This window comes from Dickeya fangzhongdai, assembly GCF_002812485.1.
GTDB lineage: Bacteria > Pseudomonadota > Gammaproteobacteria > Enterobacterales > Enterobacteriaceae > Dickeya > Dickeya fangzhongdai.
In genome coordinates this window covers 2,205,142-2,220,102 of record NZ_CP025003.1, presented here as the reverse complement: position 1 = coordinate 2,220,102, position 14,961 = coordinate 2,205,142, and the positions used below count along the sequence as shown (strand labels likewise).

Below are 14,961 nucleotides of genomic sequence, written 5' to 3'. Positions count from 1 at the left end.
AAACCACATTATTGCGGTGTGGAGACCGCCCAAACAGAGCGACTTGCGCGTACCATAAAGGGAAAATACATTGAATAAAACCGATTTATTTCAATGCTAACATTTAAAATGGCTATGTGTTCAGGGGCACATTTATGCGGCTCGACAAACTGGAAATTCGCTGGCTAAAACTATTCTGCAAAATTGTTGAGAAAAAAGGCATCACCAACGCTCAGGACGCTACCGGGCTGAGTCAGCCGGTACTAAGCCACTACCTTTCCCGGCTGGAAGACACGCTGGGGCTGATTCTGTGTGAACGCGGTCGCGGCGGTTTCTCGCTGACTACCGAAGGGGAAGTAGTCTATCAGGAAGCGCGCTCGGTGATCGCCACGCTGGATGACTTTGCCAACCGTCTGGCCCGCATCAAACATGAACTGATCGGCGAAGTACGAATTGGTTGTCTGGATAATATCGTATCTCATCCGGATCAAGCCGTTTCACTGGCGATTCATCGTCTGTTCGAGCTAAGTCCGGATGCATCGATGAACCTGAGCATCAGCGACCATCACACGCTGATGGAGCGACTGCGCAGCAGCGAGCTGGATGTGGTATTAACGGTTCTGCCGGCCGATGTGCCGCCGGACATCTTCTTCCAACCCGCATTCATTGAGCACAGTTCATTTTACGTCGCGACCGAACACGCCGAGCGCATCGAACAAGAGTGGCGCAACGGTACCCTGAACCCAAAACGGCTGCTGATTGGCGGCTACCCTATGAATGAAATCTGCAAACAGCTGGGACCGGTAGCCAAACAAGGGCAACAGAACATAGCCTGTAGCGAGGAGAGTTGCATGCTGCTGATTCTGGCCGGCACCCATATGGGGTTCCTGCCGGTCCACTACGCTTCGCGTTGGGTACAGGAAGGAAAACTGACCGCAGTCGCACCGGAAAGTCTGCAACTCAGCAGTATTTTTTATCTGGTCCGCAACGCCAAACAGCGGCTGAGCCCGGTCGCCGAAGTCCTGTGGAACAATATCATCGAAGCCGGGCAGCCTTCCCTGGGCGGCCGTCGTCGCCAGTCATGACCATGACCCAGGTGTTGCCGAAATCGCTCACACAGCCAGCGGCCGGGGATGATGATCGGCTTTTTTCAGCAATATGATCAGATACCCCAGCGATACCGCCGCAATCAGTACAAACAGTAACTGGTCGGAATACGTCTGCATCAGCATTGCCGCCAGGCTCGGGCCGCACAGGCTACCGATAGTATAACTGAGCAGCAACGCCTGATTCATGGCTACCAGCTCGCTGGGCGCCACCTTTTCACAAGCCCACGACATCGCCACCGGATATAACGTAAACCCGGCAGCGCCAAGCAGAAACAGCGACGGAGCCATGCCGTATCGCCCCGGAACCAGCATCGCCAGCGAACCGAGAATGACGGTGAAGACCAGAACCCGCAGCACCAGCAATCGCCCATAACGATCCGCCATCCGCCCGACCGGCCATTGCCCGAGGATACCGGCGCTGATCAATAACGCCATCCAATAGCCGACATTGGCGTCGCTCATGCCCTGATGGGCCAGATACAACGGCATCAGTCCATACAGCGAGCCAAGAATGATCCCGGAAATCACGCATCCCTGAATGCCCAACCGGGCGGTGCGATAACGCAACATGCGCCAGACGTTGACACGCTGGGTCACGGGCTGCGGCGGCGGAATGCGGGCAAACAACAGCGGCAGCACCGCCAGCAGCGCCAACGCCACCAGCCAGGGCAGAATGCTGAATAGTGCGGTTGGCACCATCCCCAACAGCAACTGCCCCACGACGCTGCCCAGATAGTAGGCCATCATGTAAGCGGCCAGCAGTTGACCCCGATTGAGCGCATTACCACTACACAGCAGCGCGCTCTCCACTACCACCCAAATCAACGCGCAAGCGACCCCGGCGACAAAGCGCCACAGAATCCAGCTCCCGATATCCGGCGACAGCGCCAGCGCCGCGGTCGCCAGCCCAAACATCAGGGTCGCCAGATAATAACTGCGGTTAAAGCCATAGATCCGAATCAACCCGCCGGCCACCAACGTTCCCAACAGGTTGCCGCTAAAATAGGCCGAGCCTACCACGCCAACCTGCCAGACCGGCAATTGGCGATCATTGAGCCATAACGGCACCAGCGTATTCAAAACGGCCAGACAAACAGTAAGCAGCAACAGCCCGCAGAGCAGCAGTAAAACCGGGCGCGTATAGGTGGTTGACATGGGAAGACGAACCGGAAAGAGAGGATATTTTGCGCGCATCATGCCACTGGCAATGGCAAAGTCAATCGCCTCGTTATCCGCCGCCGCACAATTTGCTCATCCGTCGATATTTCGACAGCACAGGCTTGTTTCAACGGCGAGAAACCCGCTTCCACTCCAGGTTGCTATCGAACCATTCCGCCAAAAAATCCACCAATGCTCGCAGTGCGGGCGGCATACGCTCACGGGAGTGATAAACCGCATAAATGTCCAGTTCTTGCGGTTGCGCTTCGGGAAACAGGGCGATAAGCCGCTTGCTGGCGATCAGGTCTGTGACGGAATAGACCGGTTGCAGACTTACGCCTGCGCCATTCAATGCCGCCTCCAGCAGCATCAGCGAGTCATTGGCGCTGAAACTGCCGCTGACCGGTATCGCTACGGCTTCGCCTTTGCAGGTAAAACGCCACAGGCTTTTGCCAAAAAAGGAATAGGTCAGGCAGTTATGCACCGCCAGATCCTCCACACGTTGCGGTGTGCCATGCACGGCCAGATAGGATGGCGCCGCGCACACTACCGACGGACATCCCCCCAGCCGACGCGCAATCAACCCCGAATCCAGTTGACTGGTAATGCGAATCGCCAGATCGATACGCTCCTCGATCAGATTCAGGGTATGACTCGCTACCTGCAGGTCAATAGCGGTCTTTGGATAACGCCGCAGATAGGCGGTGATCGCCGCCACCAGCGTCGTTTGCGCCAGAGACGGGGAGCAAGTCAATCGCAACAATCCGGATGGCTCCTTCCTGCCGCGGGACGGCATCTCCAGTTTTTGCGACACCGCCAACAATTCGCGACAGTGCCGCAATGCCGTCTCGCCTTCACCGGTCAGACTCAGTTGTCGGGTGCTACGATGTAATAACCGGGCTTCAGCCCAGCGCTCCATCTCGGCCAGATAGCGCGTCACCATAGCACGCGACATCTCCAGCGCCTGTGCCGCCCCGGTCAGGCTGCCCTGTTCGGTTATGGCGACAAAGACCCGGGCCGCGGTAATTCTATCCATCATTCGTCCGTTTTATGCAACAAAGCTGTTCGACAGGCAGAGTTTTTCTTTACGAAAATGAAACTTACCATGACGCCATCTTATTCAGGAAGGAGTATTACCGTGTTAAAACAAACCCTGCTCGCCACCCTCTTCGCCTCCCTGGCGTTTTCCGCCTCTGCCGCGCTGAAGATGGAGGTTTACAACCCCGGAGAAAAATCAGTCTTCCCGGTATCGTCTGAAATCATTACCGGCGAACACGATGCCTTGCTGGTCGATGCCCAGTTCCAGCGTAACGATGCCGAAAAGCTGGTGGAAAAAATCCGCGCCACCGGCAAAAACCTGAAAACCATCTATATCAGCCATCACGATCCGGATTTTTATTTTGGGCTGGATGTACTGAAAGCCGCCTTCCCTAACGCGCAGATCGTCGCTACGCCGCAGACCATCGCCGCCATCAACGCCACCAAAGACAAAAAAGTGGCTTACTGGGGGCCGATTCTGAAAGAAAACGCGCCGAAACAGGTCGTGGTGCCGCAGGCGCTGAATGCGGATCATCTGACACTCGAAGGCAACACTATTGATATCGTGGGTCTGAAAGGCACGACGCCGGACCGTACCTTCGTCTGGATTCCCTCGCTGAAAGCCGTCGTCGGTGGTGTGCATACCTCGGCGAATATCCATGTGTGGGTGGCGGACACCCAGACGGTTGCTTCGCGTCAGCACTGGCTGGCGGACCTGGATGCTATCGATAAGCTCAACCCGACCACCGTGGTGCCAAGCCACTATCTGCTGAACAAAGACGGTTCCGCGCCTTGGTCACCGAAAAATGTGGACTTTACCCGCCAGTATCTGAAGACCTTCGAGCAAAACGTCCCGTCGTCGGCCAACAGTACGGCGCTGATCGACGCGATGAAGCGCGCCTACCCGGACCTCGGCGAACCCGCATCGCTGGAACTGGGCGCCAAGGTCATCAAAGGCGAGATGCAGTGGCCCTGATAACCGACCGATAAAAGCCAGAGGCGACCGCCCGCGGATCGCCTCTGGCGTCAGGATGGGTCACTTTTCTTTCAGGTTTGCGATCCCTGATCGCAGAACGGGTACAGAAAATTATGTCATCGCCTGCTAACTCTCAGGAAATAGATAATAATTAAAGCAGAGCGCCACACAGGCGATAATAACGGGCTGCCATTCCCACACTCTCTCGGAAAGGCGCGTGGCGCGATAACCCAGTCTCTTTCCCTTTTCTGATGTGCCCGGTGCACCGGGTAACATACGGAGCGTATGAATGAACAGGCTACACTACATCTTCGACCCTCTGTGCGGTTGGTGTTACGCCGCAGCGCCGTTAATCCATGCAGCCCGTAAAATCGAAGGGTTGCCTGTTGTGCTGCACGCCGGTGGCATGATGACCGGCCCGAACCGACGTCGCATTACCCCAGAGTGGCGGGATTATGTTCAACCACATGACCGCCGCATTGCTCAGATGAGCGGTCAGCCGTTCGGCGATGGCTATTTCAATGGCCTGTTGTGGGACGTGACGGCAACGCTCGACTCTGAACCGCCAACGACGGCTATTCTGGCGGCGGAAGAGCTGGGCGGCCGGGGGCTCGACCTGCTTGAACGTCTGCAACGCGCGCACTATGTCGAGGGGCTGCGCATCTCCGATCCCCCGGTACTGATGAAAATGGCGGTAGAAATCGGCCTGTCGCTGGACGACTTTGAGAACGCCTGCACGCACTGGCGCGGTTTGCCGACCCGCAAGCATATCGAAGAGAGCCGTCAGTGGCTTACCCAGTCGGGCGGCGCGGGTTTTCCGACGCTGGTCTTCGCGGTAGACGATATCTTCACCACACTGAATATTGCCCCCTGGCTGGGTCGCCCTGACGACTGGCATGACTATCTGGCAAAACTGGTGGCGGAAAATCAGTAAACTTCGCCCAACCCGCTTTTCCGCAACAACCGCACGATAGGAAACAGCGGGTTGTCGGCGTAGTCGGCATGAAAATACAAAAACACGGCAGCGACAAGATGTCGGCACCGTGCGCAGAGCGTTAGACTGACGCCACCCGGCAAAGGTGGTCTTTCATTGCCGCCCTTTCATCCTTATGTCCTATGACTTTTTCGTCGTGACCTGCGGTGTGAAATCGCAGCATTTCCCCCATAGACAGGACGCCCCATGATTCGTGTTCATCATCTGAATACCTCCCGTTCACAGCGGGTTTTATGGCTACTGGAAGAACTTGATGTCCCTTATGAGGTGATTAACTATCAGCGCAATAAAGCCACCATGCGCGCCCCGAAAGCCTTGCGTGACATTCATCCGCTGGGAAAAGCGCCGGTGGTTGAGCACGACGGTCAGGTGCTGGCGGAAACCGGTTTAATCCTGGAATATCTGGTCGCCACATTTGGCCCGCATTTGGCTCCATCGAGCGACAATCCGAACATTTGGCGCTACCGCTACTGGATGCACTACGCTGAAGGTTCACTGATGTCGGCCATGCTGCTGAAACTGGTCGCTCACAAAATGGGACCATTTGGCTGGCCGATTCGCAGCATGACCACTACCCAGCTCAATCTGCATTATGATTTTCTGGAACAGGAGGCCGGGAAATTTCGCTGGCTGGCAGGCGATGCATTTTCAGCAGCGGACATCATGATGGGATTCCCGCTGGATATTGCCGCCCAGCGCGGCTGGCTCACCCCGGCGCGCGCCAGTCTCTGGCGTCTACTGGAAGCCATGCGGGCGCGACCTGCCTGGCAGCGCGCCGCCCGCTACGGTTAACAGCAGCGCATACCATGACAGTCCCTATTCATCATGGTATGCGCGGCGAGCAATATCGCTCAACAACCCGCCGCCAGGATTTCCGCCCGACGACATTACAGCCAGGTGCGAAAACAACCGCCAATCAGGCACTGTGCAATAAAGCGCTATTCACTAAAAACGCCATTCAATAGAACAGTGCCTTTTCCATCTGGATCAACTGAAATCGTGCCTGCCAGTCCTGCAGCGTGATGCGGGTTAACCGCGCCACGCCCTGATAAAACGGGTGGCGACAGTGGCACTCCAGCAAATCCAGATAGCGCGTCGCCCAGGGTAGCAAATGCTCGGTCAGCAATTCCGCCAGGCTGTCCGGCTGATTTTCCGCACACCATGCCGCCAGCATCAGCATCAGGCCGATGTGATCCTCCGGCTCATGCCGATCGCAGCGCGGCTCAATCCCCAGTTCTCGCAACCAGCGCCGCAATGCCAGTGTCGAATCACCAAACAATACATTTTGCCGGTCAAGATATACCGACCCCCAGGGCGGCGCAGGCACTTCCTCGCCACTGTTGAATAATCGCCGCCAGGCGACCGACAACGTTTCATCGTAGCCCGGCTGCAAGCCAAGCTGAATTTGCCGGGCGGCAATGGCGATGTCTGCCCGGTCGCCACATGGCCATGTCTGCTGCCACGCCTGATGTCTCAGGCGCTCAATCCACGCCGCGTTATGTTCATCATCCGGTGCATAATAGAGTAAAGCGCCTAGCAACCGTCCGGTCAGGCTGACGATATGTTTTGGCATAAATCACCTCGTTGACTCTGTCTTCAGGAGGATTCCCTCCTTGCTGTTATCGGGCGTTGTTATCCTGCGTTTTCATCCTGCCACTGCCGGTTCTTTCCTCAGCTGAGTCAGTACCGGCCAGTGCAACGACAAAAAACTTAGAACCCCGCGAGCCAGCTCTCCATAAGAGGATGCCTGAATCCTCTCATCCATACCGATATCCGGCCGGAATCAGACAATTCCGCGCGCCATGACCACAGCGAGACGTGATTTCAGCCATAAAAAAAGCGCCCCGAAGGACGCTTTAGTAAGAGAGTGAATGCCGTCATGATTGACGGTATTAACCGATAAATTGCAGACCATTCATGTACGGACGCAACACTTCCGGCACTTCAATCCGACCGTCAGCCTGCTGGTAGTTTTCCAGCACCGCGACCAGCGCGCGCCCTACCGCCAGACCAGAACCGTTCAGGGTGTGTACCAGACGGGTTTTCTTATCGCCCTTGCTGCGGCAACGCGCCTGCATGCGACGCGCCTGGAAATCCCACATGTTGGAACAGGAAGAGATTTCACGATAGGTATTCTGCGCCGGCAGCCAGACTTCCAGATCGTAGGTTTTGCATGCGCCGAAGCCCATATCGCCGCTGCACAGCAGCACTTTGCGATACGGCAGTTTCAGCAGTTGCAGTACTTTTTCCGCATGCCCGGTCAGTTCTTCCAGCGCTTGCATGGAGTCTTCAGGACGGACGATCTGCACCATTTCGACTTTATCGAACTGGTGTACACGGATAAGACCGCGCATATCCCGACCATAAGAGCCGGCCTCAGAGCGGAAGCATGGCGTATGTGCGGTTAGTTTGATCGGCAGCGACTCTTCATCCAGAATTTCATCACGTACCAGATTGGTTAACGGCACTTCCGCGGTTGGAATCAACGCATAGTTGCTGGTTTCAGCTTCTTCTTCCAGCGGGCGGGTGTGAAACAAATCCTCTTTAAACTTAGGCAACTGCCCCGTGCCATACAATGTGGCATGGTTGACCAGATAAGGGACATACGCTTCCTCATAGCCATGCTCAGCGGTATGCAGGTTGAGCATGAACTGCGCCAGCGCACGGTGTAACCGGGCTACCTGACCTTTCATCACCGAGAAGCGGGAACCAGTCAACTTCACGCCCAGCGCCATACTCAAACCGCCCGTAATGTCGCCCAGGTCCACATGGTCGCGTACAGGGAAATCAAACTGACGGGGCTCTCCCCAGCGAAAGACTTCCTGATTTTCAGAATCATCTTTACCCAGCGGTACACAGTCGTCAGGAAGGTTGGGAATAGTCAGCGCAATGTTCTGAATCTCGCTCTGAATCTCTTCCAGCTCAGCTTTAGCAACGTCCAGCCTTTCACCCAGCGTGTTCACTTCTCGACGCAGCGGCTCAATATCTTCCCCACGCGATTTAGCCGCCCCGATCTCTTTCGATCGGGAGTTACGTTCTGCCTGCAAATTTTCCGTTTCGACCTGAAGCACTTTACGGCGTTCTTCCAGCGTACGCAGCGCTTCCACATCCAGTTTAAAATTTCGGCGAGCCAGTAATTTTTCGGCAACTGCGTCTAGCTCATTACGCAGTAAATTGGGATCGAGCATGCTAGTCCTGTGCTTGTATTATTAAGGGGATATCGATAATTACAGGGCGCCGACAGCGGCGCCGTGCAGCAGAAAATCTCGGAATAACCTTACCGCAACGTTAATGCTAGCGGTAGCGTTTTGTCGGGCTATTTTGATCCTGAGCAGCGAGCCAGGCCAGCTTTTCGCCAATCTTGGCTTCCAAACCCCGCGAAGTCGGCTGATAGTAGTGCGTTTCTGCCATTTCAGGCGGGAAATACACTTCACCGGCGGCGTAAGCGTTATCTTCATCGTGCGCGTAACGATATTCGGCGCCCAGCCCCATCTCTTTCATCAGGCGGGTTGGCGCATTACGCAAGTGCTCCGGCACGTCGTAATCCGGCTTATCACGGGCGTCGTGCATCGCGGCTTTAAACGCGGTGTACACCGCATTACTCTTCGGCGCGCACGCCAGATAAACTATCGCCTGAGCGATGGCGCGCTCCCCTTCCGCCGGGCCGACACGAGTGAAACAATCCCAGGCGGCGATCGCTACCTGCATCGCCCGCGGATCGGCGTTGCCCACATCTTCAGACGCGATAGCCAGCAAGCGCCGCGCAACATACAAAGGATCGCCACCGGCGGTGATGATACGGGCATACCAGTACAATGCGGCATCCGGCGCCGAACCGCGCACCGATTTATGCAACGCGGAAATCAGGTCGTAATAGCGATCGCCTTTGTTGTCAAAACGGGCGCTGCGTTCGCCGGAAACTTCCTTCAACAATGCCGATGTCAACAGACGCTGACCGCTGGCGTCCACTTCCGCCATATCGGCCATCATTTCGAGCAGATTCAGTGAACGCCGGGCATCGCCGTTTACCAGCTCAGCCAGCAGGCGGCGAGTCTCATCCGGCAAGACAATCTGCTGTCCGCCCAGCCCCCGTTCCTTATCCTGCAGCGCCTGCTCCAGCACCTGTTCGATATCGTCGGCGCTCAGCGCTTTAAGCAGATAGACGCGAGCGCGGGACAGCAGCGCCGAGTTCAGCTCAAAAGACGGGTTCTCGGTGGTGGCGCCAATAAACGTGATGGTGCCGTCTTCAATGTGCGGCAGAAAGGCGTCCTGCTGGCTTTTATTGAAGCGATGCACTTCATCCACAAACAGGATGGTACGACGCCCGGCATCACGGTTCTGGCGCGCGCGCTCAATTGCCTCGCGAATCTCCTTGATGCCGGAGGTTACCGCGGAAATCCGCTCCACATCGGCATGTCCATAGCGCCCAATCAACTCGGCCAGTGTCGTTTTCCCGGTCCCCGGCGGCCCCCACAGAATCATCGAGTGGAGCTGCCCCGCTTCAATCGCGCGCGGCAGCGGTTTGCCAGGCCCCAGCAGATGCTGTTGACCAATATATTGCGCCAGCTTGACCGGCCGCATCCTCGCGGCCAGCGGCTGGAACTGATTGCTGGAAAAATCGAGTGACAGGTTGCTCACACACGCCTCACTGACGCTGATCGTCCACCGCTACGCCTTTCGGCGGCGTAAAGCGAAACTTCGCGGCATCCACCTCGCCATTTTGCTGATTCTTCAGCGTATAGGCGCTGCGCTGCCCATCTTGCTCGGTGGCGGTAAAACCGTGGATAGTGCCGTCACTGGTCACGTTGATGGAAAACTGTTTCAGATTGCCATTAGCCGCACGGGGAGTCAGGTCGAAGTCATCCCCTTTCTGACTCACGTTGTACTTACCCCAGTCTTTCGGATCGTTACGGGTGATCAGAATAAACGGCGTATTACCGGTCGCATCCTTCACCCAGGTTGCCGTCACCTGTTCGACGAACGGGTTATAAAACCACAGTGTTTTACCATCGGACACCAGCGTACTTTCATCCGGCGACGTGGTTTTCCAGTTGAACAGATTCGGGCGTTTTACCCACAGTTCACCGGCGCCTTCCTGCACCGCGGCACCGTCATTGGTGGTGACTTTTTGCGTGAAGCTGGCGTGAAAGCTGTTCACTTTACTCAAACGGCTCTGTAAATCACCGGCCGCATCGGCATAGACTGCGCCGGAAACCAGACTGGTCAGTAAACAACCAGCCATCAACCCTGTTCTTATCATACAAAAATCCTTTGCGTGTTCTTACCGCGTCGCGGCTCCCGACGGGAGCCGATTTCAGTTGAACGCAACTTCAGTTGAGCGCTGATTCAATTGAACGCTGCTTCAGTTGAACGCTAATGTAGCCCAGCCGGGCATGGCATGACAGGCGAATTGTCTGTTACCCAATACTTTTACGCTTCTTTGCAGGGACATACACCGCACCGAAAATTACTCCATCGGCGGCGGCGCCAGCACCTCGCGGTTGCCGTTATGGCCGGGGGCGCTGACAATGCCCTGCATCTCCATCTGCTCGACGATGCGGGCCGCACGGTTATAGCCGATGCGGAACTGGCGTTGCACCCCGGAAATCGAGGCGCGGCGTTTTTCCACCACAAAGGCCACCGCCTGATCAAACAGCGGATCCAGCTCTTCGTCTCCGTCAAAGCCAAGGCTACCGCCCTCGCCGTCGTCATCGCCGCTGATAATACTGTCGATATACTCTGGACGACCACGCGCCTTCCAGTCCTGCACCACGGCATGCACTTCCTGATCACGCACGAACGCGCCATGAACGCGAACCGGAATCGAGGAGTTGGGCGCCATGTACAGCATATCCCCCATGCCGAGCAGCGATTCCGCACCACCCTGATCGAGGATGGTACGGGAGTCGATCTTACTCGACACGGTAAAAGCGATACGGGTAGGGATGTTGGCTTTGATAAGGCCGGTAATCACATCCACCGACGGGCGCTGCGTCGCCAGCACCAGATGAATCCCGGCGGCACGCGCCTTCTGGGCCAGTCGAGCGATCAACTCTTCCACTTTCTTGCCCACCGCCATCATCAGGTCGGCGAACTCGTCCACCATCACCACGATATACGGCAGCTTTTCCAGTACCGGCGGTTGGATATCCATACTGTCACCCGGTTTCCAGAACGGATCCGGCACCGGTCGACCCATCGCTTCCGCCTGCATCACGCGTTCGTTATAACCGCTGAGGTTACGCACGCCGAGCGCCGACATCAGCTTGTAGCGGCGCTCCATCTCACCCACGCACCAGCGCAAGGCATTGGCGGCGTCTTTCATGTCCGTCACGACTTCGGTAAGCAGATGCGGAATCCCCTCATACACCGACAATTCCAGCATTTTCGGGTCGATCATAATGAAACGCACGTCTGCCGGCGTCGCTTTATACAACATACTGATAATCATGGCGTTAACGCCGACCGATTTACCGGAACCGGTGGTACCGGCCACCAGTAAGTGCGGCATTTTCGCCAGGTCAGCCACAACCGGCTGTCCGGAAATATCCTTGCCCAGCACCACCGCCAGCGGCGAGGCGTTGTCACGGAATCGATCGCAATCCAGCACTTCCCGCAGGAATACCGTCTGGCGATGGCGGTTCGGCACCTCAAGCCCGACGTAGGGTTTGCCGGGGATAACCTCGACAATACGCACCGCCACGACCGACAATGAACGCGCCAGGTCTCTGGCCAGATTGGAGATGCGGGCCGCCTTGACGCCCGGCGCCAGATCCAGCTCAAACCGGGTGATCACCGGGCCCGGATGGTAATCCACCACCGTCGCTTTAACGCGATAATCCGCCAGCCGGGTTTCGATCAGGCGCGCCATGTCATCCAGCGCGTCACGATCCACCGGCGCGTCATTCATGGAAGGCGGCGTCAGCAGGTCCAGCGATGGCAATGGCGTCGTCGGCCTCTGCAGCGGTTGGTCGTTACGCATCAGGAACGGATGAATCAGGCTGTCCATAATTGACGGCGATTCGGCTTCCGCTTCAGGTTCGTTCGGCGCAGCGGTCTGCAACGCATGTACTGGCGCCAGCGGTTGCGCCTGCTGCTCATCAGGGAAACTCTCCTGCGGCGGCAGCGTGAACAGCGGCTCTAGCGGACCATCATCCACCAGGTCGGCAAAGGGTGAAATAGCGAAGGCGCTGTCCAGCGGAGCCTCGGTCTTCGGCGTCATGTCCGGCTGTCTGGTTTCGGCCGCAGCAGGCACCGCCTCGGACGGTTCAGCCGCAAAAATCGCCGGCGCAGCCTGCACCGTATCCGGCTCATGCGCTTCTCCATAACGGGAACGCTGCATGACGGCGAAGTCACGCGCCAGTTGCGCTTGCAACAGCGTTTCTTCGTCCTCTTCATGATCGGGATAGGTTTCGCCGTAGCGTTCGCGTTGCTGATCAGCAAAAGCCTGTCGTAACGCCGCGTCTTGTATCAACTCCTGCTCGTCGTCAGGCAACGCTGTCTGCGCTGTCACGTTGTCCGGCAAAGGCGCTGGCGCGGCAAACGACGCCGACGTGCTGGTTTGCTCAACGTGGGCGGCCTGCGCCTGTTGCTCCGCTTCGCGGGCCTGCTGTTCAGCCAGCCGCTGCGAGGGCAGTTTGATGCCATACGATGCCAGTTCACGGCGAGTAGGAATACGCACCGGATTTGGCCGCGGCAATTCCGGCCCCATACCGCGCTTGACCTGCGGATTGTTATCTTCATCGGTGGTAAACGCCGGCATGAACGGCGCCGCATTTTGCAGTTCCGGTTTCGGCTCAGGGGCAACCCCGGCGCTTCCAGAAACGACCGTCGCCGCCGTGACTGCCGCCGCGGCCGTGCGGGCAATGCGATCGTCAGCTTGCAAGATCAGCGGTTGCCAGTCAGGCAACGGTTCAGACAGTGATGACGCAAAGCCAGCCGGTACAGGCGCTGTCTCCGCAGGCGCTGGCGCCCATGTCGATGCCGGCGAGACATCAACCTTCGGCCTGAATTCAGGCGCAGGCGTTGCAACCGGCGGGACATAGGATTCAGACCCGGCTAACGGCGTAACGGCTATTGGTTCAGGGTGCGGCTTCAGCACCGGCTCCGCATCAGGCGTTGCCGCAACGGCAAATGCAGGCTCGTTCGCTTCGTCTGCCGCCGGCATGCCGGCGGCGGCCGATGCAACGGCGGCCACACCGGAAGTCGCCGTCACCGCCGGGGCGGAAAACAGCACGTCATCTTCCTCTACGTCATCGTCCTCTGCCGAGGACGACATCGCGGTGGATTCTTCTTCGTGAGGCCCGGCTGTACGGCGAGCGTCTTTCCGCGTTTCGACTGGCGACTCATCGACCTTTTCGTCATCATCATAAAGGTAGTCATCTTCACGTCGACGCCCGGAAAACAGCGTCAGGCACCCCATCACCCCGGCGCCGAGCTTTTCGGCGATCGTCAGCCAGGACCAGCCGGTGAACAGCGTCAGCCCGGCGGCCCAGACGCACAGCAGAATCATGGTGCCGCCGATATTATTGAAACGCGGAATCATCGAGCTGCTAAGCAAACTGCCCAACACCCCGCCGGAGGCAAAATAGTAGATGTCATCCACATTGAGCGCCGCCAGCCCGCACGAGGTCAGAATCAGGGCCAGCGTGCCGATCAGACGCAGCGAAAGGGTAAAGTAATCCAGCGTGGCGCGTTGGCCGCGCTGGCGATGGATCACCCAGCACAACGACACCATTACCACGGGGATGGCATACGCCAGTACGCCGAAAATGAAAAACAGGGTATCCGCCAGCCAGGCGCCTACCCCGCCCCCCAGATTGTGAATCGGTTCATGCCAGGCGGTCTGCGACCAACTGGGATCCGAGGGACTGAAACTCAGCAGCGCCACCGCCAGATAAATGGCAAAAAGCACCACAACGATTAACATCGCTTCCAGTAAACGTCGACCCGCGCTGAGTTTTTTCAGCGTGACGTCTTTATCTTCTGTATATTCCTGGCTCAAGCGTCTCTCCAGGTTCCCTGTAAATGTTTCATGATAAAGCGCCGAGTCTTCCCCGGCGCCATACTGTACAAATTCACAGGAGTGTAGCTGAATTTATCGGGTTATGCACCCTTGCCGTCAGCGGGTCTTGATGACCAGCCGGTTGCTTTGCTTCACTTCTTCCATCACCACATAGGTGCGGGTATCGTTTACGCCCGGCAGACGCAACAGCGTTTCTCCCAGCAACTTACGGTATGCCGACATATCCGGCACGCGGGTTTTGAGCAAATAGTCAAAATCCCCGGAAACCAGATGACACTCCTGAATTTCCTCAAGCTTCTGCACGGCTGCATTGAACTGCTCAAACACATCCGGCGCGCCGCGATTGAGAGTAATCTCAACGAACACCAGCAATGACGCATCCAGATAATGTGGGTTCAGCAGCGCGGTATAGCCATTGATAAAACCCTGTCGTTCCAGACGACGAACGCGCTCCAGACACGGGGTTGGCGAAAGACCGACCCGCTTGGAAAGTTCCACGTTGGAGATACGTCCATCTTTTTGCAATTCGTTCAGGATATTGCGATCGATACGATCAAGATCTTTTCCCGGACGTTTTTTCGTGTCTACCATTCTTATTGTCTCTCTTCATCCTTCCCTGTTTAACCGCTGTCTCTGACCAACCTCAATGTACCAGAGCCACCCCTAAAGAAGACCCCTGCCT

General features: G+C 57.0%; 11 protein-coding genes and 2 pseudogenes. 4 read left to right on the top strand and 9 right to left on the bottom strand.

Features of this window, described 5'->3' with window-relative positions:
- The first annotated feature begins 134 nt into the window (after positions 1–134).
- On the top strand, positions 135–1,064 hold the full coding sequence (locus CVE23_RS10040; protein ID WP_100849453.1) for a LysR family transcriptional regulator: 930 nt from the start codon (positions 135–137) through the stop codon (positions 1,062–1,064).
- 27 nt (positions 1,065–1,091) lie between these two features.
- Here CVE23_RS10040 and CVE23_RS10035 read toward each other — a convergent pair whose 3' ends face one another.
- Both CVE23_RS10035 and CVE23_RS10030 read right to left on the bottom strand, forming a co-directional pair.
- Positions 1,092–2,243, bottom strand: coding sequence for an MFS transporter (locus CVE23_RS10035; RefSeq protein ID WP_100849452.1), 1,152 nt, complete (start codon positions 2,241–2,243; stop codon positions 1,092–1,094).
- Between the two features lie 130 nt (positions 2,244–2,373).
- Positions 2,374–3,282, bottom strand: coding sequence for a LysR family transcriptional regulator (locus CVE23_RS10030; protein WP_038920945.1), 909 nt, complete (start codon positions 3,280–3,282; stop codon positions 2,374–2,376).
- Positions 3,283–3,384: 102 nt separating this feature from the next.
- Between CVE23_RS10030 and CVE23_RS10025 the strand changes: the two genes are divergently transcribed.
- The 3 genes from CVE23_RS10025 to CVE23_RS10015 all read left to right on the top strand — a co-directional run bounded on the left by CVE23_RS10025 (position 3,385) and on the right by CVE23_RS10015 (position 6,046).
- Complete coding sequence (locus CVE23_RS10025; protein ID WP_100849451.1) at positions 3,385–4,260, top strand: MBL fold metallo-hydrolase; 876 nt, start codon at positions 3,385–3,387, stop codon at positions 4,258–4,260.
- 289 nt (positions 4,261–4,549) lie between these two features.
- Positions 4,550–5,194: a DsbA family protein gene (locus tag CVE23_RS10020; protein ID WP_038918863.1), complete on the top strand. Its 645-nt coding sequence runs from the start codon at positions 4,550–4,552 to the stop codon at positions 5,192–5,194.
- 246 nt (positions 5,195–5,440) lie between these two features.
- Positions 5,441–6,046, top strand: coding sequence for a glutathione S-transferase family protein (locus CVE23_RS10015; protein WP_100849450.1), 606 nt, complete (start codon positions 5,441–5,443; stop codon positions 6,044–6,046).
- A gap of 166 nt (positions 6,047–6,212) precedes the next feature.
- On the opposite strand, the gene dmsD is transcribed toward CVE23_RS10015, so the two are convergent.
- From dmsD to lrp, 7 genes and pseudogenes are all read right to left on the bottom strand, one after another.
- Positions 6,213–6,827 (bottom strand): Tat proofreading chaperone DmsD, encoded by a 615-nt coding sequence (gene dmsD, locus CVE23_RS10010; protein ID WP_038918861.1) that lies wholly within the window; start codon positions 6,825–6,827, stop codon positions 6,213–6,215.
- A 319-nt stretch (positions 6,828–7,146) separates the two neighbouring features.
- Positions 7,147–8,442 carry a serine--tRNA ligase gene (gene serS / locus CVE23_RS10005; protein WP_049853895.1) on the bottom strand — a complete coding sequence of 432 codons (1,296 nt, stop codon included), beginning with the start codon at positions 8,440–8,442 and terminating at the stop codon, positions 7,147–7,149.
- A gap of 106 nt (positions 8,443–8,548) precedes the next feature.
- Complete coding sequence (locus tag CVE23_RS10000) at positions 8,549–9,892, bottom strand: replication-associated recombination protein A (RefSeq protein ID WP_038918859.1); 1,344 nt, start codon at positions 9,890–9,892, stop codon at positions 8,549–8,551.
- Between the two features lie 7 nt (positions 9,893–9,899).
- Entirely contained in the window at positions 9,900–10,514 is a 615-nt protein-coding gene (lolA, locus tag CVE23_RS09995; RefSeq protein WP_100849449.1) for an outer membrane lipoprotein periplasmic chaperone LolA, read from the bottom strand.
- Positions 10,515–10,721: 207 nt separating this feature from the next.
- Positions 10,722–13,175: pseudogene (locus CVE23_RS09990) on the bottom strand (DNA translocase FtsK); the annotation flags it as partial.
- Between the two features lie 570 nt (positions 13,176–13,745).
- Positions 13,746–14,183: pseudogene (locus CVE23_RS23255) on the bottom strand (DNA translocase FtsK 4TM domain-containing protein); the annotation flags it as partial.
- A gap of 192 nt (positions 14,184–14,375) precedes the next feature.
- Positions 14,376–14,870: a leucine-responsive transcriptional regulator Lrp gene (lrp, locus tag CVE23_RS09985; protein ID WP_010277211.1), complete on the bottom strand. Its 495-nt coding sequence runs from the start codon at positions 14,868–14,870 to the stop codon at positions 14,376–14,378.
- Positions 14,871–14,961: the final 91 nt, after the last annotated feature.